Below are 24966 nucleotides of genomic sequence, written 5' to 3' on the forward strand. Positions count from 1 at the left end.
GCGGCGGTGAAAGGCGTGGATGGCCGGAACGAGTCCGACGGAGAGCGTTACGCAAGATCGTAGGGTGGCTAGGGAGCAGACGCTCACCCCACATCCGACGATCAGCGCAATCACGACGAGGGCGTTTACCGCAGCCCGCTGAGCTGCATCGTCAGTCGATCCATCGCATTGCCCACGTCGCGCCATTGCGCGAGCCAGCTACGTGGAAAGCGGAAAATGAGATCGGCGCCGCCGATGCGGCGTTCGCTCATGCACATGCCTTCCGTGGCACCGTCGCGCGTGCAGCGCGCCACCAGCGCCGGCGTTGTGCCGAGAAACAGATCTTCATTGCTGTAGGGCGAGTTGTCGCGGAATGGCTGCGTGGTCAAGCCGTCTTCGCTTGATGTCGCACGGTCGATATAGCGCGGATAGATCGTGCGCAGGCGGGTGTCCGGCGAGGTTGCATCGTGATGCGCCGAGATCGAGACGAAGATGCGATCGATCGGCTGTGCGTTCTCATCGAAATTCTCGACGCTGACATGCCTCGGCAGGTTGCTCGCTTCCAGCGATGGATAGACATAGCTCAGATCGACGCGTTCCTGCGGCCCTGAATGTTTCTGCACCTTGCGGCGAAACGCATGGGTGGGGACGTTGAGCAGTGTGGCGCCCACGCTCACCGGAATACGGTCGGGATCGCCGGGCTTCTGGCTCTGCCAGGTCGGCCACAGCAGATACGCCACCACTGCGATAGCGGGGGCTGCAAGCGCTGCACCGATCAGCATCGGTACGACGTGGTTGCGGCGGTGGCGGCGCCGCGGCCGCGTCGTCGGGTGGGTCGGAAACAGCAGAGACATGCGCACGCTAAATTGGAACTGGGACGGTGTACCGGGTGGGCGAATCAACCGCGAATATGCCAGCCGATGGTTAACGGCCTCGCGCGCCTCACCGCAGGCGGTATCCGGGAGCCATGCACCGCACGCGGTTCCCGACCGTGCCGTTAACCCTTTATTAACGTTGTGCTGGCGGGGAGCTTCGCATTTTGCGATGCAGGGCGGTGTTTGTACGTGCCGTGAAAGAGCTTCGATGTCCCCCGATGCGTTGAATTCATTCTTCCAGCTATGCATTGGCTTCGCGCTCGCAGGTGCCATTGCAAGCGCCTATCAGGCCTTTGCCAAACGTCCCCCGAGCTTCAGCCTGCTCCAGCAGGGGCCATCCCCTGAAGCCTTCGCAGCCGTGCCGCTGCTGGTCTTCACGGCGCCTTTCATCATCATGCGCAACACGCTCCGAAACGGTGCAGCCGAGCAGCATCGCATTCAGTTCGTGATGATCGCGACGGTGCTGTCGGGCATCTGGAGCCTGATGTCGGGCACCTTCATCGTGATGACCCTGGAAGCGCTGGGCATACTGGCCTAAGCGCAAGAATCCGTGGCAGTGTCTCCCGCAAAGGGAGACCACTAAATCATGGCAATCTACGAACTCGACGGGCAGGGACCGGATCTTCCGGCTAGCGGAAATTACTTTATCGCCGACACGGCCGATGTGATCGGCAAGATTCGTTTGCTGGAGCAGGCGAGTGTCTGGTTCGGCGCGGTGCTGCGCGGCGACAACGAATGGATCGAGATCGGTGAAGGCTCCAATGTGCAGGACAACTGCACGTGCCATACCGACAAGGGCTTTCCCCTGACCATCGGCAAGAACTGCACCGTCGGCCACAATGTCATCCTGCACGGCTGCACGATTGAAGACGGCGCGCTGATCGGCATGGGCTCGATCGTGATGAACGGCGCAAAAATTGGCAAGAACAGCATCGTGGGCGCCGGCTCGGTGATCACCGAGGGCAAGGAATTTCCGGAGAATTCGCTGATCATCGGATCGCCGGCGCGCGTCATTCGCACGCTGTCGCCGGAGCAGGTGACGGCGATGGGCAGCGCGGCGCGATTCTATGCGGCCAACGGCCCGCGTTTCCAGAAAGGTCTCAAGAAGATCGGCTAGAGCGTTTTCGAGCGAAGCGGGTACCGGTTCGTATCAAGAAAACGCGTCACCACACAAAGCCAGAGCCTTGCAGCGCGATCACGTCCCTTCGGACTCATTGGCTTCTGTCTCGCCGGCCACGCGCTCGTGGCCGGCACTCCATAGCGAATGCTCCTCGGTGCCATCCTGATAGGGATTGGCTTCGGCGGGGATGCCCTCGCTGGCGGCACGCTCGCCTTCCTCAAATGGATCTTTTTGCGGATCGTTTGGCATGGGCCTTCTTCCTTGCTGGACGTGACGAGGCGGGGCGCATCGCAGTGTTGCGGCTTGATGCCGATGATGGACCGGCGGCTTTCACGCTCTTGCGAAGCGCATCCTTGAGATCGATCGGAACGCCGTGCTTCTTCAGGAGGTCGGCGAAGGCTTCATCCGCAAGTTCTTGCGTCGTCGCCATGCGGTCGCGGCCAAGCTGGATGAGCTTGTCGAGGGTCTCGTCGTCGAAGTCGATCAGCTTGCGCATGACATCTGCTAACTCAGGCCCGGCTTGCGCCAGCGCGATCGCTTGCGCGTCGGGTCGAATACTTTCTCCTGATGGCGATGCAGCGCCTGTGCAACGCCGAGCCGCGCGAAACTGATAGGGCCGCCGTAGTCAGCCGCCTCGATCAGGCAATGCATCGCGGTCTGCCACTCCTTCGCATCGTGTTCAGACGGTGACAGCTGTGTGATGTAAGCGCCGGCGTCGCGCAGCGACACCAGCGTGTTGCCGTCGGGCAATTCGATCGGTTCGCGAAACGGCTTGTCCCAGGACACGCAGGCTTCTCCTCGGCAATGTCAGGGATTCAAGCCGCGAGCGCCAAATTCGTTCCCGCAACGGAACCCGTTTCCGCTGGTCTCGTTGAACGCCAAAGGAGATTTCCAATGGCGCATTCCTCGAAACTCATCGCGACTGCAACGGCTACCGTCCTGTTGTCGTCAGTCGCGGCGTTCGCCCAATCCGGCGGCGCAGGCGGCGGCGCGACAGGTGGCGCTGCGGGCACCAATAGTGCAGGCACGGCGAATGCGAGCGGTGGACGCGCCGCGACCGGGATCACGGCAGGCGCGAGCGGGACCGGACAGGCGTCGCCGGATGGCAAGCCGGCGACAGGCGATGCAGCGGTCGATGCGCAGGATCGTGCCGTTGATCGCAAGGTGAAGAGCATCTGCAAGGGGTGCTAGCGCAACGTTGCGCGACAGGCTTTCAGCAACACACCGTAACCGACAGTCGCGAACAAGTGACGGCTATTGATCGTCGCACCGTGGCGGTTCGCGAACGAAAGAGCTACCTATTTGACTGGGCGGCGCTGTAAGTGACCCGTGACGGAGTGTAGTTGATGTTACGCAAATTGGTGTTTGGTCTGTTGACCCTTGCCGCAGTCGCGCTGGTCGCGCCGACAGCCGCATCGGCGCGCGGTGGCGGCGGGCATGGTGGCGGCGGATTCCACGGCGGTGGATTCCATGGTGGTGGTGGCTGGCATGGCGGCGGCTTCGGCCGTGGATTTCGCGGTGCTGGAATAGGATTGGGATTTGGCCTCGCCGGCGCCGGCCTTTATGGCGGTTACTACGGCTACGGCCCCTATGCGTATTACGGTGGGTACCCCTACGCTTATGGCGGTTATGATGACGAAGGCGGATGTTACATAACGCGTAAGCGCGTACGGACACCGGCTGGATATCGGGTGCGTCGTGTCGAGGTTTGTGACTGATTGGCCTTGAGCGACGCCACCTGATTACCTCGTCGGCTCCAGCATGGCTGTGCTGGAGCCACATCATGGCTGGTCAGATTGCCTGGTACGCGTTTTGCAAAATCGAAACGATGACCATGACCCTCGACATTGCCAATCTCACGCTGCTGTTTGTCACCACCGTCTTTGCGCTGGTGATGGCTTTCGTCTGGATGTTCTGTGAGTTCGAACGCCGGTTCGGGAAGCGGTTGACAGCGACTGCACTCGTGCGCTTCGGCTATCGGCCCGACGGCACCATCGACCGAAACGCAAATCGCCGCGACTAGTGCGGCGATTTTCTTGTCTGTTCGTGTTCCTCGGACGTCAGTCCGGGATCAGTCAAGCACTTTGTAGTTCGTCAGCCAAGCCTGCATCTGTTCCCACCCATTGTCGGCCGCTTCCTGTCGGAAGCTGCGCGAGCACCACTCCAAAAAGTTGCGGCCAGCTCTTGGGGGAGAGATAACCCGGTAATTGAAATCATTGAGCTTTTGCCTTTCGGGTAGGCGTTCCCACGTATTCTCCACTTGATGGCAGAAGGTCGGTGCGATCCCATTCCTGATGCGCGACCGTGTGCGTATAGCGCTTTGCAGATCGCTCATCGCGCCAGCGCCCGGTTGATACCAAGCCCTGCACGTCGGCGCCGCCGAACATCCGCATCCACGTCGCCCAGGTGTGGCAGAACGTATGGAAGGTGACCCAAGAAAAGCGATAGGGCGGCACTTGCTGGCGTTCGCCTTTCTTCGGCCGCGCGACCGCCGGCAGTCCGCATGCCGTGACCTTGGCATTGAGGAAGATGAAGTTCCGGTGCCCGCCCTGGTGGAAACGAAACACCTTGCCGGACTGCCTCTTGTGGGGCTCCAGAAGGGCGCACAGCTCGGGCTTCATCCTGACTGTCCGTGGGTCTTCGTTCTTCGACTTCTCGATGTAGGCGGTCCGCTGGTCCAGGCTGACGCCGCGCCAGTCCAGCGCCAGCGCCTCACCGATACGGCAGCCAGTGAACAGCAGGAACGACAGCAGACGGCCCATCTCAGGGTCCAGCGCGTTCGCAGCTTTGATGATGGCGAACGCGTCGGGCGGGGACAGCCACAGCGTCTTGGCGTTGCCCTTGTAACCCTTCGGCCGCTGCACCACGATCTCGATCCCCGCATGATGCAAGATCGCGCTCACGGGTGTGTAGACCGCCACGTTGCGCGTGGCCGGCGACACGCTGGGATACAGCGTGACGGCAGCCTCGTTGATCGCGCTCTGGTCGATCTCGTGCAACGGCGTGTCCTTAAAGTGCTCGATCAAACGACCGACATACCGGCTCGATCGGCCGGCCTTCATGTAAGCGATGGCGGCGCTCAGGAAGGTTGGGGCGCCCGGCTGCTGGGGTTTCTCGGGATACTCACCACGTTCGATCCGGCCTTCGAGCTTTTTAAGCTCTCGCTCCGCAACGGCTTTCTTAGGAGAGCCTGCGCTTCGGTCCACTGGGATTCCAAGGTATGTGCCTCGGATGGACCAATTCGGCGTCTTACCGGCGCGGGGCGGGACGACTTTGAGGGGCATTGTGGTGCGACCCTTGTTGCCTCAAGAATACGGGAGATGTCGGTTTCCTGGAAAACCTTAGTCCGGCCGAGCGTGCTGAAATACGGTTTACCGTAAGCATCCACAGGGTGCTTTGACAGCCAATCCTGAAACCAGCGCTTGGATTTGCGCAGCTCGGAGGCCGTTTCGGCCAAGGTCAGGGCTCGGCTCATGTGCCGCCTCCCGATTGTTGCGGAGGGAGCGCGGATGCCTTCAACTGCTCGCGAAGCCGCGCGATCTCTGCCCGCTGCTCACAGTAATCGTTCCATGTCGCCTGCAAGTGCTTGAGCGTCAGATCGACGTCTCGCGACTCTGCCAGCGCGTTGATGAAGGCCGCGGGGTGATGGGCGGTCATGATCGCGCGTCCGATGAGTTCTGGAATTTGGGGGATGACGGCGTTGCCAAGGGTGTGCAGTCGGTCCACCCAATTGGCAGGCCGGTCATCCATTCCCCGAAGGAGGGGTTGAGGAAAACGATCATCTCCACCAAAGGCAGAATGCGCGACGTCGAGCAGATGCGGCGCGCTACCCTGCCTCCCTTGTCGAGCCGCGCCAAGACGGACGCTTTCGAACAGTCCTTCCACTCGCTTGCCGGCAGGGTAGGCAACAATCCAAGCCCTTTGGCGGGCCTGAGGGGCGCCAACAAGCCACCCTGGGATAGTGTCCCATTCCGCATCATACCCGAGGGCGGCAAGCGCCCTGAGTATTCGGTCAAGTCCGTCCCGGGTGAGGCGATCGACGTTTTCGATGATCGCATATTGGGGGCGCAAATCTCGGATAAGCCGTTCGTACTCGGACCAGAGGCCGCTTTGCTCTCCATCGAGGCCGGACTGCCCTCCATGAACGGTAGCAGCGGCGCTGACGTTTTGGCATGGGAAGCCGCCGCAGATGACGTCAATGCGCTCGTCGAGATGGGCAACGTCAAGCTGTGTGACGTCGTGAAAGCAGGGGACGTCCGGCCAGTGCCTAGCGAGGACGCGGCGGGCGAATGGATCGAGTTCACAGAATGCGACTGTCCGCATTCCGGCTCGCTCAAGGCCGAGCGAGAATCCGCCGATGCCGCTGAACAGGTCGAGGACATTCACAAAACTCCCCCTTGACGGGAAGGGCCAATGGCCCTATACCAGATCCATCGCAAGGGCGATTTTGTCCGGTGATGGAGAGACAGATGACCGATATCCGCAGCCGCCTCGAAGTTCTTGCCGCCGCGCCGTACACGCATCGTGTGACGACCCATTACGCCTCGGGTGCCACTAAGACCCACGACACGCGCGGTGCTGCACAGGCGGAGAATTGGGCCATCGGTGAGCGCCGCAAGGTCGGCCATGATCTGCTTGACCGCGCGACCGGCAGCACGGTTCGCGTCGCCAGCGTCACGATCTCTACCATCCAATGACCCCCGACGAATACCGAGAGACGATTGAGAAGCTGGGCCTGTCGCAAGTCGCGGCAGCTCGGCTGCTTGGCGTTGACGATCGAACGTCGCGGCGCTGGGCGTCCGGCGAGCGGGACGTTCCGCCGCCAGCACAGCGTTTCCTGCTCTACCTGATAGCAACAGGCCGTTCTGGCGAGTACGCGATGAAGCGGCTAGGCTGATCATGCCGCACCATCCGTAGCGGTGTCGCCATCATGGCGCGTGTCGGAGGATACCTCGATAAACTCCGCTTCCTCGACCGACATGGCGTATCGGCGGACGCCGCATGTGCCGTTGACCTTCAGAATGAAGCCTACGAGGCGAAGCTCGCCATACTGGTATTCAACGCCGTCAACCTGAAATTCCTTTGAACCGTAGGCTTTGACGATCTTGCCGAGGTGCCGCCCAGCAAGCTCTGCCTCATAGGACTTAAGCTGCTCGACCGTCTCGTTGGCAGCGTAAAGCAATTCATCGTCGGTCATGGCGCGACCTTTCCGTCAGGAGGGGAGATGGCAAGCCTCCCGGCGTCGGTCAGATATGCCGTTGAGGTTTCCATCCGCGAATCGTGAGTGACGCGGATGAGACCGGCTTTCGCCACGAGATTGAATGTGTCGTCGCCCCGATCGCGGTCTCCGCAAAAATAGTTGAGCAGAGAATGCGACTGATCAGACGCATCAATTGATCCGTGTGCCGCATCGATCATCTTGAGCAGAAGGATCATCTTACGATCAGCCATCGCTACGGCCCTCCGTCGCTGGGACTTCTGGGCTGGGGTCAGCGCTCTCCCACATCCGAATGGCGCTTTCGAATTCTTCCTTTGCGAATGCCATCCACACTTCAAGGCTGGGCTTCGTGTCAGAATACTCGCAGCCTAAAATCGCAAACCGTGCGGCTACGCCCATATAAGCGTGAGCGATCACCGAACCGGCCTTGCGAGGGGCCTCAAGATCTTCGACCTCAGCCTCCCACATCTCAAAAAACTTTTTCAAAGCTGTGTCCGCGAGATCACCGTGCATTTCATGCAGGGCAGCACGAGCCAGGTCTGAAGGTTTGAAACCGCTCATGACCTCTGACCTCCGCTGCCACGTTGTTCTGGAATAGACGCGAGGGCGGCGCGGCCGTCAGTGGTTGCGTGCCAAGTCCATCGCCCCGATATGCAAAGTGGGCGCAGCATTCCCTTGGAATTCAGTTGGTTGAAGTTCCGCCAGTATTTCGGGATGAAGTCATCTTTGGCTGCCCCGCCATCTTCGGCGCATGCCTGCAGAACCTTGATTTGCCGGTCTGTCAGCTTCGCCATGATCATCCGTCCTTTCGGAGAGAGAGAGAGGCGCGGATGGCGGTTTCGATGATGAAGGCTACCTTGTGGCCATAGCGCAAATGGCTGTCATCAGGGCCAAGCCCGCGAATGTTCGGCGGAGTAGCCAGCGAGTTGACCATCTCGACCGCGACCTTGCGGGCTTCCGCCGCGCACCGCTCGACGATCTCCGCCTCGCGCTTCGAAGCTTCGCCACCTGCTGCGGGGAGGGTGGCAATAGCTGCGCGGGCAATCTCGGTGATCCGCTTGAAGCTCACCAATCCTGCAATTGGCCTTTCACCTTCCGGCGCGGGAAATCCTCCAGATATCGACGCAATCTTCTCCAGCGCCTCTCTCGCTGCGCATGAGACGGCGGGCTCGGTTCCGGTCCCGTTGCAATATCGACAGCGGGCAGTGCCGGGCCAAGTCTGGTGATAGTTGTCCACGCCAGAGCCATCGCACCCCTCACACTCGCAGCGCTCCCCGCTTGGCTGCGGCGCACATTGAGCGGGGGTAATCGCAGCACCATCCATGAACGCCGCTCGCAAGGCTCGGTGTTCAGCCGTATCCTCTGGCCAGTGATAGCAGGCAAGTTCGTTGGCTGAGAGCCGGCGCATAGCTTCTTCGTCGGGCATCCGCGTTTGTTGAGCACATTGAGCGGCGGCACCCGCATTGCAATTGCCTTCGTCCCGCCAATCGGCCACTTGCTCTGGCGTCATGCGGTCAACCATGTTCGCGCCTGAGCCGGAGGTCAGCGTACATTGAGCATCACGCACAGACTCGGGTACAGCGCTCTTTGGATTGCGCTTCCGGTCTTCTTGATCGAACCAAGGGCATCCACACGGACGTTCGGGCGTCTGCTCGTAAGCCTGTTCGAGCGTCTGACAAGAAGATGGCTCGCCAGCATTCGGAGTGGTCCGGCAGAACTTGCAGTCGGATTGCGTGCTCATGATCAGCACCACACGACGTCGAAGAGAGGGTCTTTGATCTGCGAGCGCACCCACTTGCGCATGCGGCGGAAGCGCTCTTCCGGCGTTTCCTTGCGCATCCGCCTGTACACCTCTCGGCGGCCCCAATGATCGATACGGTCAACAGTTTCATATTCGCCGGACCAACCGGTATCGTCGTTCATGTAGACGATTTCGCGAGCCAGACAGTCAGCGACATTGAATTTGCCAGCGACGGACTCCGCATCCTCAGGATCAAGGCCAGACATATCGACGCCGCGAAGCTTTCCGGCTGCACCGATCGCGCACACGGCGCCGTCCTCGACTGCCAGTTCCTCCGCAATGAGTTGCTTGAGCGTCATCCCGTTCATGCCGATCAGGATGTCCTTGAGCAGCGCCTGGCCGCGTTTCCCGCGCATCGCGCTCGACACCTGGCCGCGATACAGGGCCATTTCCCAGCCTTCATCGCCATAGTCGTCGACGTATCCTGACCGGCTCATCACTTATCTCCAGGAGGTGAGAGTTCTGCAACGGGGCGGGGGCGAACCAGGCGGACCTTGGCTAAGCCCATGATGCCGCCGGCATGGTCGTAGCAACGGGATGCCTCGTTGCGCTTGCAGGCACTGTCGAATAGTTCAAGTTCGTCCGCGTCGAGCATGCCGACATACAAACCGTCGATGCGATGAAGCGTGTCCCACTTGCTCACGACACACCTCCACGATCCGCACCCGAGAGCGCGGTACCCGTCACATCCCATCGATCCATTTCAGGATGAAGGCTGTAATCACCTGGATTATCGCTACCCACAGCGCATTCTTGACGTTGATCATCGGCAGTCCCTCGAGAGAGACAGGCGGAATGCGCTGTATCTCCTAATAGGGAGGGAGACCGACGAAAGGTTGTGATGAAAAACTGAGCCGGCGCCTCGGGGCGGGAGATGGAACGACTTGGATCCGGTTGAGTTACGCTCTGTTCGACACAGCCGAATTTCGAGGAAAAATCATGTTTTCTGTTGCCAGAGCCGAGGGCGAAGACATCGCCAGTTACGCCTACCTGTTCGACAAGCCCATCTCGGGTGAGGGTTTTATAGCTGGTAGGTACTTTTTCGAGTTCAGACACCCTCGGCATGCCGCGGAGGTCTCGATGAAGCTCGGAATTCCACAGTATACCGGCCCACTGAAGATCAAGCTTCGCCCTCGGATGCAGTAAGATCATTGTTGCCGCTCCGCGTGATCGAGACGGCGGGCAATGCGGCTCGGTATCGCCGAGCCATTGAAACGCCGACCGGGTATCGTGCGGTGAGACGAGACGATCTTCGCGCGCAACTCGTGAGGCTTCCGCACCTTTACGGGTGCAGGTTTGCACACGGGCTTTGGCATCGTCGCGCGCTCAGCGCCGCCGGACGCGATCCATAGCGAAGCAGCGATTGCCCATGGGTTGATGCCGCGCATCTCCCACCACTCGCGCTCGTTGCTGTTGTGCTGGCAATCGACGCCAAGGCGGTGGTGATACGGGCAGAGCGGCACGGTGTATTTGTCGTGCGGCTTCTCGCGCGTACCGGTCATCTCTTTGCCGATCGCCAAGTTCTCCATGCGCAGGTGCGCGGGCTCGGCCTCACGATTGCAGAAGGGTAGGCAGCATGGCTGCGTGCGGACAAATGCAAGGTGCTTGGCGTCTTCCTGGCGCGGGTCGCGCTGGCGCAGCTCAGTCATAGCGTGCGCCCCACGCCGTGCTCAGTGTCGTCGTGCGCTGGCTTAGGCTCCTCAAGGCTGCGGATGTAATAGCCGATGCCGACGCAGATGAAGGCGCCGAACGCGATGGCCGCAATGGCCCACTGCGGGATCATGACTGCACCTCGTCGAGGATGCAGCGGATCGACGCCACCTGGCCGGCGAAGCGGCGGTCGAGGTGAGCGTCAGCACGACCACGCGCGATCGCATCGTCGACACCTTGCTCGATCTCGGCCTTGTAGTAATTCGTCCAAGCCGTGGCGCGCTGGGGGCCGGAGAGGCCATCCTTGGCCGTGAACTTGCGGAGCGGAATGATGACGCTCATGCGCGGCCACCATAGGCAGCGATGCTGCGCCTTTGCCCGGGCCGTAGGACATATTTGTTCTCGCGGCCTACCACATACTCCGCAGTCCTGCGCTCGCTGTTGGCTGCAGCGTCCTCGCCTTCAGCGGGATGGGGCTCGTCCCAAAGCAATTCCTTGTTCACTAGCCAGCGAGGCATGGAGATCGCGGCCCAGTGCTGTGCCTCATGCGTATGGTTGCGGATCAGGGAGCGGGGCAGGTTTGCGATTTTGTTGCGGCCATAGGACCAAACCTGAATTGATTTGCGTTCGGAATTGTTGGTCCGGACATCCGCGAGGATGCAGACGGTCTCCGTGGGATGGCCGCGGTCTTTGCCGCGCGCGAGTTCTGAGACGCTGTAGCGCTGCATCAGATCCTCCCGGCGCCGATGCCGCACCACAGGACGGCGCAGGCGAACATCAGGAGGACGGCAACGACTTCAGCGAGAACGGGGAGGGCGACCGACATGGTATCGGTTGGCGGCTCTTGGTTAGGGCCTTCGAATTCGCGGTTTGCTTCTTCGAGGTCGGCGTATCGCTGGGATAGTTTCGCCATGTCGCTCTCCCGATCTGATGGGAGAGATTGTAGCGTTCATCGCTACATTGTAAAGAGGATGTAGCGAAAAAAGCTACACCCGTTTTGGCGAGAAAAAACCCGCCAAATAGGGCGGGACATTATCCTGAAAGGAAAATCTGTTTATTGAGGCGCCACTTTCGGGGACTCAGGTGGCTTTGCTTCTGAAGGCGCTGGCATCAATATCACCTGAGGAGGCGATTGCTTAGCGGCTGAAATTGCCTGAAAAAGTGTCTGGTTGATTTGGTTTAAGCTAGTCGAGAGCCTGCCAGGCAGATCGTTCACACTGCCCTCAAGGCGCGTGAGGCGGTCCTCTACTCGGTCCACACGAGTCATCAAAAAGGCACTGCTTGTTGCGACAAGGCCACCTAGAGCCAAGGCGATAGTGACAGTCCACCGAAAGTGAGTTCTTTGCTCGCTCTCGATGCTGTTGAGTCGAGTGTCTATCGCCTTTAACCTGCCGTCATCCATGTCTGTAAAGGTGCCATCGCCGCCACCGGATTTCAATGGTGGCGAACTTTGTTGTTGCTCGATTTCTTCAACAAGCTTCTTAAATGGTAAAATATCGGCCATTTTTAGCTCTTGGGTTCAATAATGGCGATTATCTTCTTCGCCGCGTCTAAGACTTCTTGTTGTTTTTTGCCGAACCGCTCCAGAGATTCATCGAGCATTTTAGCGTCCGGATCATTGTACGGCAGCTTGAATCTGAGCTTTGAAACGACCATCCCAAGCCCCTGAGTGCTCGCGACCAGGTCCAAGATCATATGGAAGAAAAGACTATCGATTTGGGTGAATGGGGGTTTTGGCTCGCTCATAGATCCAGCACCGTTCGCTTGACCCGGCCAATGACAAGTTTCTCAGCCTCGGCCTTGGATTTCACGTAATGGGGTTCGTGGATAGGATTTGTGGAGAACGGGACAAATCGAGGCGGTTCCGGGCGCCATACCTTAAATGCAGCCTTGCCTCGGTCAGAAAACACATAGGATTTCCCCGAGACCAACGTTCGGTCAGCCTGGTTCACCACAATGACCGAACCATCCGGAGAGATACGGTCCATGGAGTCTCCCTCAACAGTAAGGGCAAAGAAGTCGCCTCGGCCTAAGTCGGCAAATGCTAATAGGGGGACGTCCTCGACCGGTATCTGCGAAGAGGGGGCTTTCAGCTTCCCGGCAGCAACGGTGTCCAACAGAGCAACCTGCACGACTTTTGCAGATGTCTTGTCTGTTGGCGCAACAGTTCTGAGCCCCGCCGGGGCGGGATATCCTGTGATCTCTTCAATAGCCAGCATCTCTTCGGCTGACACTTCTCGATGGTCGGTGACGATCTTGTTCACTTTGGAACGATCGAAACCAATCCGGAGCCGTTGTCCCAGCAGTCTCGCCAGCTCAGACTGACTAATGTCGCGGTGCAATAACGCAGCCTCAACCCATTGCGCCATAGCCGATTTTTTCTGTTTGACCGCTGCCATGCCTCTATGTAGCGGGTAGCGCTACATCCTGTCTGTCGCTTTTATCGCTACATTCGGCTTGCGTTTGTAGCGATAATCGCTACACTCCAAATCTATGGAGCCAGCACAGACCATCATCGCGAAACTTGGCGGCCCTAGCGTCGTCGCCGAAATCGTCGGGGTCCACCGGACGCGCGTTTCCAATTGGCGCCGCCCCCGAGCCAAGGGCGGAACGAATGGACTTATTCCTCAAGACTATCATTGGCGCCTCATCGACTACGCAGCAGGGAAGGGGATCGTCTTAACTGGTGACGATTTTCTGCCGGCACGAACGGCAGTCGCTCCTTCGCCGGAGCGCGCAGCATGACCGGCGCACCCTTCCTTTCAAATTCCGATCTCTCTTCCGTTGCCCTCCCGGCGGACGAGAGCGTGGCGGCTGCTGTTTCCCCTGCGGCAGTCGCCACACAAATTTGCATCGGCGATGTTGATGCTGATCTCGAAGCTGCGATCACTGCGCTCGAGATTTCCTGGCTTCGCGCCGGCATCGTCATGAACGCAATCACGTTGCGCAGCGTCGCCGTGAGCGAGACCGTTTCGAAATCCACATCAACTGTTGAGGCGTAAGTCATCATGCGTGCAGCATCGGTCACTACTGCTGACATGTCGAATTCGGGGGGTGCCGAAACGTGCATCGATAATGCCACATCGTGCACCATTTCGGATCTCATCCGGGCGAAATACCCCGTGAAAACATGGTCTTTCGTTGCGAGTACGTTGGGACTTCAAGAGCGCACAGCGAAGCACAGGCTCGCTGTTACTCGGGTCTACGCCGTCGGCGAACTGCGGACATTGCTGCGGTCAGAAGACGGTCTCGACTTCCTCATTGCAGTGATGGGCGACGCGCAGCCGGCGTGGTGGCGTTGGATCAATAAGGTCATGACGCTCGCCTCGGTGCGCCGTCGACAGCACGAAGACGCGCAAGAGATTCTCAAGCTTGAAACATCAGGGGACGTCGAAGTCGGCGCCCGCCGCCGCATCAAGGGTGCACTCAATGCCGACAAACGTATCTCAGCCGCTGTTGCGCGGGCAGAGACCACCTTGGGCATTTCGCGCCCGGACGTGGATCGGATGGGCCCTGCTGCTGACGGGGGAGTGGTGCGCGTATCAGGTCGCGCCATGGCTGAAAGATCCCCAGCCAAGCGAGCCTACGCGGGGAGGGGTCGATGACGGGGGCTGTAACTCCGACGCAGGCGAAGGCCGCCGGGGCACATAAGGCGTTCCACGCTAAGATTGCTGCAACCGCAGCCACACTGAGCCTGCCGGCCCTCCCAGCGCCAAAGATGACGGTACTTGAGGTGGTGAAGGTGGCCCCCACGGGCAAGCAGGCAATGGAGCACGACACGCTTGGTGGTTCGCCGTTAGATCCGCGCCACACCTTCGTGACGTTCGTCCAGGGCCGAGCCAATGCTTTAGCCCATGCAGCCGCGCGTCAGGTCGCCGAAGGTCGCCGCGGCGATCCGGTGATGTTCAACCCGCTTTACATCCATGCCGGCGTCGGCCTCGGCAAAACCCATCTGTTGCAGGCCGTGACCTGGGCTGGCAATTCCGGCCCCGACCGCAAGGTGCTGTATCTCACCGCCGAGAAGTTCATGTACGGCTTCGTCGCTGCGCTGAAGACGCAGACGGCGCTCGCCTTCAAGGAAGCGCTACGCGGCATCGACGTGCTGGTGATCGACGACATGCAGTTCCTGCAGGGCAAGACCACGCAGGCCGAATTCTGTCACACACTGAACGCGCTGATCGATGCCGGCCGCCAGGTGGTGATCGCCGCCGATCGACCGCCGTCGGATCTGGAAAGCCTTGACGAACGCGTGCGTTCGCGCCTGGCCGGCGGCCTCGTCGTCGAAATGAGCTCGCTCGGCGAAGAGCTGCGCCTGGGCATCCTGAAATCGCGCGTTGCTGCGGCCCGTGCACATCATGCCTCGTTCGACGTACCGGAACCGGTGCTGGACTATCTGGCCCGCACCATCACCCACAATGGCCGCGATCTCGAAGGCGCAATCAACCGCCTGCTGGCGCATTCGAAGCTGAACGCCACGCCGGTGACGCTGGAAATGGCCGAACGCGAAGTGCGCGACCTGATCCGCCCGCAGGAGCCGAAGCGGATCAAGATCGAGGACATCCAGCGTGTCGTCGCGCGTCAGTACAATGTCAGCCGGTCCGACCTCCTGTCGTCGCGCCGCACCGCCAATGTCGTGCGCCCCCGTCAGGTTGCGATGTATCTGGCCAAGACCCTGACGCTGCGCTCGCTGCCGGAAATCGGCCGCCGCTTCGGTGGCCGCGATCACACCACGGTTCTGCATGCCGTGCGCAAGATCGAGGCGCTGGTCGGCAAGGACGCTGGTCTCAACGGCGAAGTCCAGCAGTTCAAAACACAGCTTCAGGAGGGGTAGATGGGCGCGAACAATATCGGCGTCGGATGGACGCCCGAGCGTGACAAAGTTCTGTGTGCGGCATGGGCTGCTGGCGATACTGCGACCAAGATCGCCGCGGACATGGGCGGCTTCGAGCACACGATTGATGGTGGTCGCAACTCAGTAATTTCGCGGGTGCATCGTCTTGGCCTCGCCACACGCCAAACTGGCAAGCCGCGGCTGAGCGTAGAAGAGCGCGTGAGACGTGAGAAAGAGCGTTATCGCGTCAGGAACGCGAAACGCTCCGCCCAACGTCAGGGCGTTGAATATGTCGCGCCGCCGGTAGTGACATTGGTGCCGCCACCTGAGCCGGCCTACGTCCCTGAAGGCATTCCGTTTACCGATCTCCGTGATCTGAAATCGGCCGAACCGAACCAGTGCCGCTACATCGACCTCAAAGATATGGGGCCGAACTTCCTGTACTGCGGTTCCGAGACCCTACCGGGCGAAAGTCTGTGCGGGCACTGCAAGGGCATATCCTATCGTAAGCCTGAACAGCGGCACGCTATGACGCAGCGGAAGGCCGCCTGATGGAAGCGCAGCAGCTCAGCTTTGACGACGTGATCGCGCGCCAGGCGCTGAATGCGCGTGATGCAGGCATGATCGAGGCGGCGTTTGCCGAGACGCTGGTCAGCCCAGACTTCGGTGAACTCGCTTATGGTGCGATCTGCCACGTTGCCCGGATGCAGTGTGAGGTTCACGTCGACGACATCCTGCGCTTCTGCAAGGTCCGGCCATCGCACCCGAACGCGTGGGGCGCCGTATGGATGCGTGCCATCAAGGATGGCGTCATCAGCCGTACCGGTCGCATCAAGCCGTGCGAGTCCGACCCGCTGAAGCACAAGCACAACTATCCGGTCTACGCCTCCGGCCTGTTCTACGGGAGGTGTGCGTGAGATCAGCCTGCTCAGTCGCTCACGTCGTATTGCTTTTGAAGTCGCGGAATAATTTCGCGCAGCGCGGCTTCACAATGCATTTCAGACGATCCTCCGAAGTTGGCAATCGTTCCAGGAATCCAATTTGTGCCCGGCTGCGCATCGGATCGATAGAGCTGGATCGAACTGAAATTCTCGCAGTACTGCCGTCGGCGGACGTCTTTAACGATCAAGTCTTCGAGGTTGTTGATAGTAAGTGTCTGTTTTTTCACGATAACGTCTCCGCTGAAGGCTTCCCCATTACAGATGTGCGCACGGGTTGCGGCCCAATCAAGGGGGGCGCCAATGTCTGAGACCTTCCTCAATGGCGATGTGCGGCTGATCCACGGCGATAGCATCAACGTGATGCCTGCGCTCGGTCGGGTCGCTTGCGTGATGAGCGACCCGCCGTATGAAGCGCACATGCATGCTGCAAAGCGGGAAAAAAAAGCTTTCGGCGCACAGCGAAGAATCCGGCTGGATGGGCACGCCAACCCGCCCCCCGTGAATTTTGCGTCGATTGACGGTGTCCGCGAGATCATCACCCAGCCTCTGATCGAGAAGTGCGACGGCTGGTTCATCATGTTCTGCACGCCAGAGGGCGTCGCCCCGTGGCGCGATGCGATTGAGGCTGGGCGAGCTAAGTACAAGCGGGCTTGCATCTGGGTAAAGCCCGACAGCGCGCCGCAGTTCAACGGGCAGGGGCCTGCGATGGGTGCTGAGTGCTTCGTGACAGCGTGGTGTGGCTCTGGATTCTCGTCGTGGAACGGCGGCGGTCGGCGGAACGTCTTTACACACTTGACGAATGCAAGCGATCGGCACGGCGAACACCCGACTGAGAAGCCGATTTCTCTGATGCTCGAGCTCGTTGACCTATTTACGCAGCCCGGTGACGTGATCCTCGATCCGTTCATGGGCTCCGGCTCGACTGGCGTCGCCGCGGTGCGCCTCGGCCGTCGCTTCATCGGCATCGAGAAGGACCCTCGGTTTTACGAGATTGCCTGCGAGCGCATCGCCGACGCGGTATCGCGTCCGGATATGTTCGTAACGTCCAGGCCGCGCGAACCAAAGCCCATCTCACTCTTTGCAGGAATCGAGGCAGCAGAATGAAAGCGGCACAGGTAGCAACCGCTGCTGCGGATCTCGTCGGCGGCGACCGCAAGGAGGCCTATGGCGACGTGCTGCTCGGCCTGGATCGCATCGCCCTGATGTGGAACGGGCTGTTGGCGATCGCGGGCAAGGCTCCGAAAGCCCCGATCAACGCGCACGACGTGGCCCAGATGATGGTCTGCATGAAGCAGGCGAGGGCGTACACGGGCCCGATGCGCATCGACAACCACATCGACGCCGCCGGGTGGTCCAGCGTTGCTGGCGAGGCTGCCAGCCGTATTGCGGAGGCGTCATGACCGAAGCAGCAGAGAAGGTGGCCCCGACTCGTTATCCGGTACAGCAGATCCATGTGAGCGAATTGCAGGCTTGGTACGACATCGGCTGGACTTATGTGGAGCCCGCCGAGGTGCCTGGCTTCGCTGTCATCAAATGGGAACAGCCTAAGCCGCCGGTCGCTCCGTTCAAACGTGGCGAACTGGCATGATTTCAGTTCGCTCCAAATGGAGGAAAATCGTGAATTTAAAGTCCCACTTCGCTCTCAGACCTCCGAACAATTGCGATAAGCCTTGTAATTTCCGGCAAGACGAGTTCGTCGAACTTCATTTGCTTAGCGAGAACTACGTCGACCTCTTTGTCGAGATTAATTTCGCAGCACTTATCTTGATCGCTTTCAGGCAGCGGAGTGACACCGGTCAGATCGCCGTTGTGTATGGAAATGACCTTAACTTCGAAGTGCGCCGCGCTGCATGCCAGCTTCAGACGCACCAACGCGATCTTCATTTCTGTTCGCGTCTGAATCGCGACGGGAAATCGCCACTGCTTGTTCTCGGCCTGAGTTATCAATGCGACCAAGTCATCAATCTGTTCAATTCGCTCTTCAAATTCGGACAGCGCATGATTTACATGACTGATCGAGATGCGAGGTCTTGCGTCATCGAACAGCGTTTGAGAGGTCTTGCACCAATCCGAAATCAGGCGGGCCTTCCAAAAGAGTCCTCGCTCCGTTTCAAGCATTTCAATGTGTTGATTCAAGGTGTTGATTTTTTGAAGGGCGATCTGCGTCGTTGCAATTCGATCCTGAGCAGATATCTGGCCTTGCACTGCGAACCAAGCGGTTATGCCCGCGAACAATGTGAACGCTCCACCGACGACGCTGCCACCAAATCCAATCCAGTCCGACGGCTTGATGGCTTCACTTGTGATCGCCAGTGGTACAGCCATTACCAAGAAGACGCCGAGCGCCAAGCCCAACGAGATCAGCCAAACGGGAGTGAGGCCGGGGAGGTTGTTGTTTTTCATAGCGGCAACCTGCCAAGCCCTGACGTCTTTGTCGAGAGGCCCGCGGCGTGACACCAGAGCAGCTTCAGAAACTCATGGAGGCTCTGGCCAAGGCCCGCATCCCAGAAGAGCGCAATCGCGCTGACTGGCCGTTCCCGCGCGGCTGGAATGCCGGAGTCGAGTTTGCGGAAAGCCAGATCAACAAGATCCTCAAGGACGCAGCAGCATGACATTCGACGGCAGCAACCATCAGACATCGGCAGCGTCGGTTCTCGGCGACCAGGCCACCCACAGCTTCGCCCAGGACCAGCTCAAGGCGATCGTGGAGCGGATCGAGCGCCTTGAAGAAGAGAAGAAGACGATCTCCGACGACATCAAGGACGTCTATGGCGAAGCCAAAGGCAACGGCTACGACGTGAAGGCGCTGCGCACCATCATCCACATACGCAAGCAGGACGCCAACGAGCGTGCCGAGCAGGAGACGATCCTGGAGACCTATCTGCAAAGCTTGGGGATGCTGTGATGGCCGTGAATCCTGATTTGCTTCCAAAAGATAGCGGTGTCTACCTTTACCTGATCTGCGGGCACGGACGAGAGCATGAGCCGTTGTCTCCGGTCAAAATCGGCATCACGGCAAATGTCGCCGCGCGGCTCGCTTCAGTTCAAACCGGCCAGCATACGCGCCTGAGTGTCCTCGCGGCCTTCACGACCCCCAATCGCGATATTGCAAGAACTCTGGAGTCGCAGTGGCATCGGCACTTCGCCAAACATCGCCTTGAAGGCGAATGGTTTGATGTCGATCCGATAACCGCCCTGGAGGTGATGTGCCTCGGGTGGCGGCATTACTTCCAGAACGTCCCGGAATTCATCAACTTCGTCGATATCCCGTTCTACGAGCGGGAGGCCAAGGTGATGCGTGCTTGGCGCGAATACTACGCCGCAAATTCCAACGTCGTGAGCATCAAGAAAGCCGATTAATGGCACGTCCATGGTTCCCCTTCTATGTCGGCGATTACGTGCGCGACACCGCGCGCCTCACGACCGAGGCGCATGGCGCGTATTTGCTGCTGATGCTGGATTATTGGGTAAATGGTGCGCCGCCAGACGATGATGAGACCCTTGCGACCATCACAAAGCTGCCAGTGGTCGTCTGGAAGAAGCGGCGGCCTATGCTGGTGAAGTTCTTCAAGGTGAAGGACGGCGTATGGACGCACAGCCGTATTGAGAAGGAGCGTGAGAAAGCCGACACCGTCGGCACCGCGAATAGCGACAAGGCGCGCGAAGCAGCTGAAAGGCGATGGGCCAAGCAGAGAGAAACGGAGCGTTTGGCATCGCTGGGGCAATGCCAGGATGATGCTCCAAGCATAGACGAAGCATTGCTCCAGAATGCACAGTCACAACCACCGTCACCTTCAAAACCAGATTCAAAAACTCGCGATCTTTTCCTTGGGTTTTGGGAGGCGTATCCTCGAAGGGACGAGGCCGAGCAGCAGGATCGTGCGGAAGCGGAATTCGCAAAGCTCGTAGCCAGCGGCGTCGACCCCGCCGTGATCACCTTCGGCGCCAAGGCCTACTGTGCCAAAATCCGTAAGCAAAACAACTACGCGACAAAGTTTGTGAAGGTCGCGTGGCGCTGGCTAGGCGAGCAGGATTTCACCGGTGCTGCGCCGGTGTTAGTGCAAAGCGACGGGCCCGTTGAGCCCCAGGAAAAGGATTGGCGCGGTGCCGTTCAGCGTTGGAAGGCCAATGAATCGCACTGGCCGCGATGGGCTGGCAATGCGCCCGGCACCGCGTCATGTCGGTGCCCGCCGGAGTTTCTAGCTGCTGAGGGCATCTGTCCGAACACGGCCAGACGTGTGGACGCGAGCTGGTACTTTGCAGACAACGAGACGCCAGAAATGGCGGCCAACCTCAGCTTCGCGGCTGACCATCGCCTGAAGGTCAAGCTCTACACGGTGACGATCGACGACGTTGAGCGGTTCGGGGCGTGGTTCATGGTTCGCATTCCCCCAGGCTACGACGAAGCAACCGGAGAGAAGCTTGCTCCGGCTGGCGACGAGAACGAGGAGAACGCAGCGTGACGCTAAAGTTAGTCATCGAGAACCCGCCCGTACTCCCTCAAGGAAACGTACAGGGTTTCACAGTGGCCTTCCAAGCGCTTCAAATTTCGCTGCAGCACGGCGAGTGGATCGGACGTAGAGCACGACGATTTTATCGTGATATTATCTTCGGCATTCAACTTCAACGCATATTCGACATTCATAAAGTCGGTGCGGACCTCGCCAAGGAGGGTGACTATGCGGCGGGGAAATCTATCAAGTGCGGCCCATGCCTCATCAAAGTCTTTGAACGACTGAACTGTGATCTCCTTGGTGTCGATGGTTTTGTCAGGGTCCCCGGCTGCTGGAGGATCCAAAGCGGCAATGGAATGCTTAGCATCATGAAGCGTAACGAACGCAGTGTGTTGGGTTCTAAGAGTTATTCCTCTGCTATTTCGCCGCTTCTCTCGATCACTGATCTCGCGATCAAATTCTACCTTAGCCATTGCGGCGCGGTAAGCGAGCGTCGCTGCACCCAAAGCGACAAACGCCGCGAGCAGCGTTTGCCATTCTCTGATCGAAAACCCCTTTGGATCGACGATCATCGCCACGGCGATTACGCCAGAAACCGTCAAAAAGGCAAACGCCAGCATTCCGTCGCGATACTTCATGGTCGTTTGCTCCCCAGCGTCCCCAGAGAGTCAAACCTAGCAGGCTGGATAAGTCACTCCAAGCCCAGCGTATCGGGCTGTTCGCACCGCAATTGAGAAGGGATACGACCGTGGCTCATTCAAGGGTTTATTCAGGTTGGCATATCGTGCGCTGCGAGCCGGGCAGGGAGTTCACCGTCGTGGCTGCCATGACGCTTCGGAAGTTTGAGGCGATGTGCCCGGCTGACTACTATCGACGCCGCACCGGGCGTCGGGACGAAAATGGCCGTGCTGTTTACTCCAATGAGGCCACTCCGAAGGCGTTCATCCCTGGATACGTGTTCGTCAAGTTTGTTGGCGCTCCTGACCGGGACGGGATCAAGGCCGTGCCGCATGTCTGGGGCTTCCAGATGGTGGTTGTCTCGGACACCGAGGAGAGGTTCGGCGTGCTAACCGAGGCTGAGGTCCAAGATCTGCGCACCGCGGACGAAATGAATTTCGAGGTCTTCCAGCAATCGCTGCTTCCCAAGGCTGACCGCAAGCCCAATGTTGAATTCGAAAAGGGCAAAGCAGTGCGATTCACCACCAAATTCGGGCAGGAAATCTACGGTCAGATGGCGCAGAAGAAGGGCGGCGGGATGGTCAAAGTCGTCACCGATCACCTCTCTTACCTGGTGTCTGGCCACGAGGTGGTTGCAGCCTGAGCGAGATCGCTTGACTAGCCAGCGCATCCTCGGGTTGAAATAGTGGGACTAGAGCTTAGCGACTTTGCAGCTCGTTTGCGCTGAGGCCCGTTAGGAATGGCGATGGAAAACCAACATGGGTTGACGAAGAGAATCGCCGTTCTAGAGGAGCAATTGGAAGCCTCCAGGAGCGCGCAGCGAGACCTCCACAAGGCGATTGAGAATGAGCGCACGGAGCGGCAAGAGTCCTTGCTCTGGCAGGAACACAGGTTTCTCGCTGCCACTCGCAATCTATACCAATACCGAGGCGATCCCAAACTACGCTGGGCTGCGGTCGGTGGGCTAGTATCGGCCTTCCTTGGGCGTTCAACGAGTGCTGCGCTGGCCGGAGGAGGCCTATTCGCCGTGGTAGTAACGGCGGGACTCGCAATGCAAGCAAACAATCTTTTGTCGTCGCAGAACGACCGTATGGATGTGCAGACGGTTGTAATGGACGCACAGCGCCGCACGCAGAACTTTCAAGCAGAATATTCTATGATTTCGTCAGAGATATCGGCACAAGTCGTGCCATTGAAGAACGACGTCAACGTCGTGAAGTCGAAGATCGCCAAGGCTCTCGTTTCGCCCGCATACGAACTAGGACAGGTCGCTTTAAACATTGCAACAAGGCCTAACAATGGAGATGCGTCGAAAAATCCCTTAGCCGAAATCCAGTCCGACTTAGTTTGGTTCGCAACTAAATTTCACGGTCCTAAGTATGAAGGAAATCCTTACTTAAATTGGGGGCCGGGGCTCGATAGGTTTATTCACCGTTTAAGATACATCAATGACAAGCTGAGTTATCCAGATGACAAATTGGCAACGGCAGCATTCCGTCCTTATCGTGAGGATCTACTGAAGTTTAGGAATTTTGTTGAACTACTACGGAAGGCCGATGGACTTCATACTGGTGATTATCGCGAACGTGTTGAGTTTTTGACTATTTACGGAAGTGACAACACTCGCAGTGAAATACTGTTTCGGCTGGATGATGCAATCCGAACTCGGATCGCTGGTCTTTCTCAATCGGTGCGGCCGTATCCAATTTTGAGCGTCAACCTGCCTCAGGTGGAACCGCCTAGGCCGAAAGGAGATATCTCCTGGCTTTCAAGCCTTGTACAGGCACTGTTTGGCCGAAATGTTGAGCCTGTTGCTCGTTTATCTCCACAGACGACTAGTGCCGAGCGTGGTCAATTGCTCAAATTTCTCATGGCGCAGCGAATCTATTTGCCGGAAGTCTTCAGTACAGGCGCAGATTTCAACGGAGCGGATCTGTCAGGCCTAAGTATCGGACCAAACTTGCTCACGGGGGCCGATTTGGAAGCCGCCAGTTTTCGTAGATCGTTATTCTTCAATACTGAGCTTTCGGGCAACTTCAAGAATGCGGATTTCACGTGTGCTACGTTTGTCGGCCTTGGACTCCGGAGAGCGGAGTTAGATGGTGCCAAATTCACAGGGGCGTCTTTCGATAGCCGGGAGCGCAATATTGTAGAAATCAGGGCGTTTCGGGATGCGGATTTTTCGCAAGCCAGGCTGAAGGGGCTTTTTATCGAGGTTGGTGATCGCGAGGACGACCCCGCTGACGTGACCGTGCAGACCCTCGGCCACTTTCTCTCTGCGCGGCTCTACCCTCAGTTTGACTTTGTAAGCATGTATAAGGGGCTCACGGTGGAAAAGCAGGAAAGCGGTCTATGGCAGATACGAGAGGATGAGGGTTATGATCCGATTAGGATCGTCTGCGATGAAGTTCGGTTGCGTTAGCAGTTTGAGTGTAAAGTCGTCATCACCTCTGTGAATAAGCTGTCAAAATAGTTGCTCTGCGAACGCAAATCAGTCATGCGTCAATCCTCGTAAGTCGAGCCAATTGATCCGGTTTGATTCCGGCGGTTGTGTCTCGCACCTGCGCAGCAGGTAGACCGGGCGCATTTAGCGTCCTGCGCGAAGCGTCTTCCAGCATCCCCGCTGCCCATCGTTTCGCGCCGACCGGCAGCGGCACTTATTCGTGATCATGCACCTGAGAACAAACAGCCCGACACCGGGCCGTCCGATCGACTGTGAAGCGCTTAAGGCCAGCGGCTTCCGGAATGCTGATATCCTCGTGGTCAACCTCAACGACATCCGCCTGTCGTGGGTTGATCAGGAAGAGCTCAAGCGCATCGGTGCCAAGCTCTACGGACCAAAGGCAAGCTGATGGCCGAAGTCGTTCACCTCGCCGATTATCGCCCATGTCTGCTCACTCCCGGATGTACGGATGGCGGCAAGGCGAGGATCAAGGCTCGTAGGCGTCTCCTGTTCCCACAGGAAGGTGCCTGCGACCTGTCCATGCTGCATGCAGACAACGGTATGCCAAGCGACGTCGCGTACTGTGCACCTGATGGTGACTGTGCCTAGGCCCCTTGATCGGCGTGCTCGCAAGCGAGAGATGAGACATAGACATGGGCTTGAAGATGCTGAAGCCCAGCTTGAGCACGAAGCCTCCGAGGCTGGGCTATCTTCCAAACGACGTTGTCGCAGCCGACCTGTCACGCAACAGGATGTCTCCATGGAGGCAATGGTACAAGACGAAGAGATGGCAGCAACTGCGCCACGAGGTATTCCTTCGTGATGCTTACCGGTGCCAGCGCTCGGGTGACCTGGCCATCGGCCGGTACCCTGCGCCCCATAGCCCGGTGGCCAATCACAAGATCCCACATCGAGGTGACCCAGTTCTGTTCTGGGACATCAATAACATCGAGACTGTGACCAAGGCTGTGCATGA

44 protein-coding genes and 2 pseudogenes are annotated in these 24966 nt (G+C 58.8%); 21 read left to right on the forward strand and 25 right to left on the reverse strand.

The window, feature by feature from the left end; all coding sequences use genetic code 11:
* Window positions 1-125 precede the first annotated feature (125 nt).
* Window positions 126-833 carry a hypothetical protein gene (locus LPB73_RS07250; protein ID WP_231080122.1) on the reverse strand — a complete coding sequence of 236 codons (708 nt, stop codon included), beginning with the start codon at window positions 831-833 and terminating at the stop codon, window positions 126-128.
* Between the two features lie 229 nt (window positions 834-1062).
* On the opposite strand from LPB73_RS07250, the gene LPB73_RS07255 reads away from it, so the two are divergent.
* Together LPB73_RS07255 and LPB73_RS07260 are read left to right on the forward strand one after the other, a co-directional pair.
* Window positions 1063-1392: a DUF6949 family protein gene (locus LPB73_RS07255; RefSeq protein WP_092147243.1), complete on the forward strand. Its 330-nt coding sequence runs from the start codon at window positions 1063-1065 to the stop codon at window positions 1390-1392.
* A 48-nt stretch (window positions 1393-1440) separates the two neighbouring features.
* Window positions 1441-1971 carry a gamma carbonic anhydrase family protein gene (locus tag LPB73_RS07260; protein WP_089264916.1) on the forward strand — a complete coding sequence of 177 codons (531 nt, stop codon included), beginning with the start codon at window positions 1441-1443 and terminating at the stop codon, window positions 1969-1971.
* 78 nt (window positions 1972-2049) lie between these two features.
* On the opposite strand, the gene LPB73_RS07265 is transcribed toward LPB73_RS07260, so the two are convergent.
* From LPB73_RS07265 to LPB73_RS07275, 3 genes are read right to left on the reverse strand one after another with little or no spacing between them, the layout of a single operon-like run.
* Window positions 2050-2223 (reverse strand): hypothetical protein, encoded by a 174-nt coding sequence (locus LPB73_RS07265; protein WP_170849843.1) that lies wholly within the window; start codon window positions 2221-2223, stop codon window positions 2050-2052.
* Window positions 2192-2470 (reverse strand): hypothetical protein, encoded by a 279-nt coding sequence (locus LPB73_RS07270; RefSeq protein ID WP_093762017.1) that lies wholly within the window; start codon window positions 2468-2470, stop codon window positions 2192-2194. The genes LPB73_RS07265 and LPB73_RS07270 overlap by 32 nt, the downstream gene beginning before the upstream one ends.
* Window positions 2471-2478: 8 nt before the next feature.
* On the reverse strand, window positions 2479-2760 hold the full coding sequence (locus LPB73_RS07275) for a hypothetical protein (RefSeq protein WP_093762019.1): 282 nt from the start codon (window positions 2758-2760) through the stop codon (window positions 2479-2481).
* A 108-nt stretch (window positions 2761-2868) separates the two neighbouring features.
* Between LPB73_RS07275 and LPB73_RS07280 the strand changes: the two genes are divergently transcribed.
* The 3 genes from LPB73_RS07280 (at window position 2869) to LPB73_RS07290 (ending at window position 3997) form a co-directional block, all read left to right on the forward strand.
* Window positions 2869-3165: a hypothetical protein gene (locus tag LPB73_RS07280; protein ID WP_120286919.1), complete on the forward strand. Its 297-nt coding sequence runs from the start codon at window positions 2869-2871 to the stop codon at window positions 3163-3165.
* A gap of 155 nt (window positions 3166-3320) precedes the next feature.
* Window positions 3321-3692, forward strand: a complete 372-nt coding sequence (locus LPB73_RS07285) for a hypothetical protein (RefSeq protein ID WP_089264912.1) — start codon at window positions 3321-3323, stop codon at window positions 3690-3692.
* Window positions 3693-3757: 65 nt separating this feature from the next.
* Entirely contained in the window at window positions 3758-3997 is a 240-nt protein-coding gene (locus LPB73_RS07290; protein WP_120286918.1) for a hypothetical protein, read from the forward strand.
* Window positions 3998-4187: 190 nt separating this feature from the next.
* On the opposite strand, the gene LPB73_RS07295 is transcribed toward LPB73_RS07290, so the two are convergent.
* The 3 genes and pseudogenes from LPB73_RS07295 to LPB73_RS07305 form a co-directional block, all read right to left on the reverse strand.
* Window positions 4188-5180, reverse strand: a complete 993-nt coding sequence (locus LPB73_RS07295) for a tyrosine-type recombinase/integrase (RefSeq protein WP_231080123.1) — start codon at window positions 5178-5180, stop codon at window positions 4188-4190.
* 265 nt (window positions 5181-5445) lie between these two features.
* Window positions 5446-5631 carry a hypothetical protein gene (locus tag LPB73_RS07300; RefSeq protein WP_231081290.1) on the reverse strand — a complete coding sequence of 62 codons (186 nt, stop codon included), beginning with the start codon at window positions 5629-5631 and terminating at the stop codon, window positions 5446-5448.
* Between the two features lie 288 nt (window positions 5632-5919).
* Window positions 5920-6297: pseudogene (locus LPB73_RS07305) on the reverse strand (DNA cytosine methyltransferase); the annotation flags it as partial.
* Window positions 6298-6443: 146 nt separating this feature from the next.
* Between LPB73_RS07305 and LPB73_RS07310 the strand changes: the two are divergent.
* On the forward strand, window positions 6444-6671 hold the full coding sequence (locus tag LPB73_RS07310; RefSeq protein ID WP_231080124.1) for a hypothetical protein: 228 nt from the start codon (window positions 6444-6446) through the stop codon (window positions 6669-6671).
* Window positions 6672-6871: 200 nt separating this feature from the next.
* On the opposite strand, the gene LPB73_RS07315 is transcribed toward LPB73_RS07310, so the two are convergent.
* From LPB73_RS07315 to LPB73_RS07385, 15 genes are all read right to left on the reverse strand, one after another.
* On the reverse strand, window positions 6872-7171 hold the full coding sequence (locus tag LPB73_RS07315; protein WP_231080125.1) for a hypothetical protein: 300 nt from the start codon (window positions 7169-7171) through the stop codon (window positions 6872-6874).
* Window positions 7168-7425, reverse strand: coding sequence for a hypothetical protein (locus LPB73_RS07320; RefSeq protein WP_231080126.1), 258 nt, complete (start codon window positions 7423-7425; stop codon window positions 7168-7170). Before LPB73_RS07320 ends, LPB73_RS07315 begins: the two co-directional genes overlap by 4 nt.
* Window positions 7418-7753, reverse strand: coding sequence for a hypothetical protein (locus LPB73_RS07325; protein ID WP_231080127.1), 336 nt, complete (start codon window positions 7751-7753; stop codon window positions 7418-7420). Before LPB73_RS07325 ends, LPB73_RS07320 begins: the two co-directional genes overlap by 8 nt.
* Complete coding sequence (locus LPB73_RS07330; RefSeq protein WP_231080128.1) at window positions 7750-7986, reverse strand: hypothetical protein; 237 nt, start codon at window positions 7984-7986, stop codon at window positions 7750-7752. Before LPB73_RS07330 ends, LPB73_RS07325 begins: the two co-directional genes overlap by 4 nt.
* 2 nt (window positions 7987-7988) lie before the next feature.
* Window positions 7989-8933 carry a hypothetical protein gene (locus LPB73_RS07335; protein ID WP_231080129.1) on the reverse strand — a complete coding sequence of 315 codons (945 nt, stop codon included), beginning with the start codon at window positions 8931-8933 and terminating at the stop codon, window positions 7989-7991.
* A 2-nt stretch (window positions 8934-8935) separates the two neighbouring features.
* A complete protein-coding gene (locus tag LPB73_RS07340; protein ID WP_231080130.1) occupies window positions 8936-9382 on the reverse strand; it encodes a hypothetical protein in 447 nt (148 codons plus the stop codon).
* Between the two features lie 47 nt (window positions 9383-9429).
* Window positions 9430-9636, reverse strand: a complete 207-nt coding sequence (locus LPB73_RS07345; protein ID WP_231080131.1) for a hypothetical protein — start codon at window positions 9634-9636, stop codon at window positions 9430-9432.
* A 505-nt stretch (window positions 9637-10141) separates the two neighbouring features.
* Complete coding sequence (locus tag LPB73_RS07350; protein ID WP_231080132.1) at window positions 10142-10642, reverse strand: hypothetical protein; 501 nt, start codon at window positions 10640-10642, stop codon at window positions 10142-10144.
* Window positions 10639-10776, reverse strand: coding sequence for a hypothetical protein (locus tag LPB73_RS07355; RefSeq protein ID WP_231080133.1), 138 nt, complete (start codon window positions 10774-10776; stop codon window positions 10639-10641). The genes LPB73_RS07350 and LPB73_RS07355 overlap by 4 nt, the downstream gene beginning before the upstream one ends.
* Window positions 10773-10985, reverse strand: a complete 213-nt coding sequence (locus LPB73_RS07360) for a hypothetical protein (protein WP_231080134.1) — start codon at window positions 10983-10985, stop codon at window positions 10773-10775. The genes LPB73_RS07355 and LPB73_RS07360 overlap by 4 nt, the downstream gene beginning before the upstream one ends.
* The gene (locus LPB73_RS07365; RefSeq protein ID WP_231080135.1) at window positions 10982-11371 is read right to left on the reverse strand and encodes a hypothetical protein; all 390 of its coding nucleotides are present in this window, start codon (window positions 11369-11371) and stop codon (window positions 10982-10984) included. Before LPB73_RS07365 ends, LPB73_RS07360 begins: the two co-directional genes overlap by 4 nt.
* On the reverse strand, window positions 11371-11556 hold the full coding sequence (locus tag LPB73_RS07370) for a hypothetical protein (protein WP_231080136.1): 186 nt from the start codon (window positions 11554-11556) through the stop codon (window positions 11371-11373). The genes LPB73_RS07365 and LPB73_RS07370 overlap by 1 nt, the downstream gene beginning before the upstream one ends.
* A gap of 141 nt (window positions 11557-11697) precedes the next feature.
* Window positions 11698-12147 carry a hypothetical protein gene (locus LPB73_RS07375; protein ID WP_231080137.1) on the reverse strand — a complete coding sequence of 150 codons (450 nt, stop codon included), beginning with the start codon at window positions 12145-12147 and terminating at the stop codon, window positions 11698-11700.
* A gap of 2 nt (window positions 12148-12149) precedes the next feature.
* Entirely contained in the window at window positions 12150-12389 is a 240-nt protein-coding gene (locus LPB73_RS07380) for a hypothetical protein (RefSeq protein WP_231080138.1), read from the reverse strand.
* The gene (locus LPB73_RS07385; protein ID WP_231080139.1) at window positions 12386-13042 is read right to left on the reverse strand and encodes a S24 family peptidase; all 657 of its coding nucleotides are present in this window, start codon (window positions 13040-13042) and stop codon (window positions 12386-12388) included. Before LPB73_RS07385 ends, LPB73_RS07380 begins: the two co-directional genes overlap by 4 nt.
* Before the next feature lie 342 nt (window positions 13043-13384).
* Between LPB73_RS07385 and LPB73_RS07390 the strand changes: the two genes are divergently transcribed.
* The 5 genes and pseudogenes from LPB73_RS07390 to LPB73_RS07410 all read left to right on the forward strand — a co-directional run bounded on the left by LPB73_RS07390 (window position 13385) and on the right by LPB73_RS07410 (window position 16391).
* Window positions 13385-13645 (forward strand): hypothetical protein, encoded by a 261-nt coding sequence (locus tag LPB73_RS07390; RefSeq protein ID WP_231080140.1) that lies wholly within the window; start codon window positions 13385-13387, stop codon window positions 13643-13645.
* A gap of 6 nt (window positions 13646-13651) precedes the next feature.
* On the forward strand, window positions 13652-14248 hold the full coding sequence (locus LPB73_RS07395; protein ID WP_231080141.1) for a hypothetical protein: 597 nt from the start codon (window positions 13652-13654) through the stop codon (window positions 14246-14248).
* 158 nt (window positions 14249-14406) lie between these two features.
* A pseudogene (dnaA, locus tag LPB73_RS07400) lies at window positions 14407-15474 on the forward strand (chromosomal replication initiator protein DnaA); the annotation flags it as partial.
* Window positions 15475-16026: a GcrA family cell cycle regulator gene (locus LPB73_RS07405; RefSeq protein WP_231080142.1), complete on the forward strand. Its 552-nt coding sequence runs from the start codon at window positions 15475-15477 to the stop codon at window positions 16024-16026.
* Window positions 16026-16391: a hypothetical protein gene (locus tag LPB73_RS07410; protein ID WP_231080143.1), complete on the forward strand. Its 366-nt coding sequence runs from the start codon at window positions 16026-16028 to the stop codon at window positions 16389-16391. Before LPB73_RS07405 ends, LPB73_RS07410 begins: the two co-directional genes overlap by 1 nt.
* Window positions 16392-16402: 11 nt before the next feature.
* Here the strand turns inward: LPB73_RS07410 and LPB73_RS07415 are convergent, their stop codons facing one another.
* On the reverse strand, window positions 16403-16642 hold the full coding sequence (locus tag LPB73_RS07415) for a hypothetical protein (protein ID WP_231080144.1): 240 nt from the start codon (window positions 16640-16642) through the stop codon (window positions 16403-16405).
* A gap of 73 nt (window positions 16643-16715) precedes the next feature.
* On the opposite strand from LPB73_RS07415, the gene LPB73_RS07420 reads away from it, so the two are divergent.
* From LPB73_RS07420 to LPB73_RS07430, 3 genes are read left to right on the forward strand one after another with little or no spacing between them, the layout of a single operon-like run.
* The gene (locus tag LPB73_RS07420; protein ID WP_231080145.1) at window positions 16716-17519 is read left to right on the forward strand and encodes a DNA-methyltransferase; all 804 of its coding nucleotides are present in this window, start codon (window positions 16716-16718) and stop codon (window positions 17517-17519) included.
* Window positions 17516-17815 (forward strand): DUF6378 domain-containing protein, encoded by a 300-nt coding sequence (locus tag LPB73_RS07425; protein ID WP_231080146.1) that lies wholly within the window; start codon window positions 17516-17518, stop codon window positions 17813-17815. Before LPB73_RS07420 ends, LPB73_RS07425 begins: the two co-directional genes overlap by 4 nt.
* Window positions 17812-18003 carry a hypothetical protein gene (locus LPB73_RS07430; RefSeq protein WP_231080147.1) on the forward strand — a complete coding sequence of 64 codons (192 nt, stop codon included), beginning with the start codon at window positions 17812-17814 and terminating at the stop codon, window positions 18001-18003. The genes LPB73_RS07425 and LPB73_RS07430 overlap by 4 nt, the downstream gene beginning before the upstream one ends.
* 35 nt (window positions 18004-18038) lie before the next feature.
* Here the strand turns inward: LPB73_RS07430 and LPB73_RS07435 are convergent, their stop codons facing one another.
* Window positions 18039-18818: a hypothetical protein gene (locus LPB73_RS07435; RefSeq protein ID WP_231080148.1), complete on the reverse strand. Its 780-nt coding sequence runs from the start codon at window positions 18816-18818 to the stop codon at window positions 18039-18041.
* 47 nt (window positions 18819-18865) lie between these two features.
* Here LPB73_RS07435 and LPB73_RS07440 point away from each other — a divergent pair, with 47 nt between their 5' ends.
* Genes LPB73_RS07440 through LPB73_RS07455 form a run of 4 tightly spaced genes read left to right on the forward strand, consistent with a single transcriptional unit; the run spans window position 18866 to window position 20878 of the window.
* The gene (locus LPB73_RS07440; RefSeq protein ID WP_231080149.1) at window positions 18866-19027 is read left to right on the forward strand and encodes a hypothetical protein; all 162 of its coding nucleotides are present in this window, start codon (window positions 18866-18868) and stop codon (window positions 19025-19027) included.
* On the forward strand, window positions 19024-19320 hold the full coding sequence (locus LPB73_RS07445) for a DUF2312 domain-containing protein (RefSeq protein ID WP_231080150.1): 297 nt from the start codon (window positions 19024-19026) through the stop codon (window positions 19318-19320). The genes LPB73_RS07440 and LPB73_RS07445 overlap by 4 nt, the downstream gene beginning before the upstream one ends.
* Window positions 19320-19775, forward strand: a complete 456-nt coding sequence (locus LPB73_RS07450) for a GIY-YIG nuclease family protein (protein ID WP_231080151.1) — start codon at window positions 19320-19322, stop codon at window positions 19773-19775. The genes LPB73_RS07445 and LPB73_RS07450 overlap by 1 nt, the downstream gene beginning before the upstream one ends.
* Window positions 19775-20878, forward strand: a complete 1104-nt coding sequence (locus LPB73_RS07455; RefSeq protein ID WP_231080152.1) for a YdaU family protein — start codon at window positions 19775-19777, stop codon at window positions 20876-20878. The genes LPB73_RS07450 and LPB73_RS07455 overlap by 1 nt, the downstream gene beginning before the upstream one ends.
* Before the next feature lie 8 nt (window positions 20879-20886).
* Here LPB73_RS07455 and LPB73_RS07460 read toward each other — a convergent pair whose 3' ends face one another.
* Window positions 20887-21507 carry a hypothetical protein gene (locus LPB73_RS07460; RefSeq protein WP_231080153.1) on the reverse strand — a complete coding sequence of 207 codons (621 nt, stop codon included), beginning with the start codon at window positions 21505-21507 and terminating at the stop codon, window positions 20887-20889.
* 146 nt (window positions 21508-21653) lie between these two features.
* Here LPB73_RS07460 and LPB73_RS07465 point away from each other — a divergent pair, with 146 nt between their 5' ends.
* The 3 genes from LPB73_RS07465 to LPB73_RS07475 all read left to right on the forward strand — a co-directional run bounded on the left by LPB73_RS07465 (window position 21654) and on the right by LPB73_RS07475 (window position 24399).
* Window positions 21654-22190: a transcription termination/antitermination NusG family protein gene (locus LPB73_RS07465; RefSeq protein WP_256461312.1), complete on the forward strand. Its 537-nt coding sequence runs from the start codon at window positions 21654-21656 to the stop codon at window positions 22188-22190.
* A 102-nt stretch (window positions 22191-22292) separates the two neighbouring features.
* Entirely contained in the window at window positions 22293-23969 is a 1677-nt protein-coding gene (locus LPB73_RS07470; RefSeq protein WP_231080154.1) for a pentapeptide repeat-containing protein, read from the forward strand.
* Window positions 23970-24210: 241 nt separating this feature from the next.
* Entirely contained in the window at window positions 24211-24399 is a 189-nt protein-coding gene (locus LPB73_RS07475; protein WP_231080155.1) for a hypothetical protein, read from the forward strand.
* The last annotated feature ends 567 nt before the right edge of the window (window positions 24400-24966 follow it).

Source organism: Tardiphaga sp. 37S4, assembly GCF_021044645.1.
GTDB lineage: Bacteria > Pseudomonadota > Alphaproteobacteria > Rhizobiales > Xanthobacteraceae > Tardiphaga > Tardiphaga robiniae.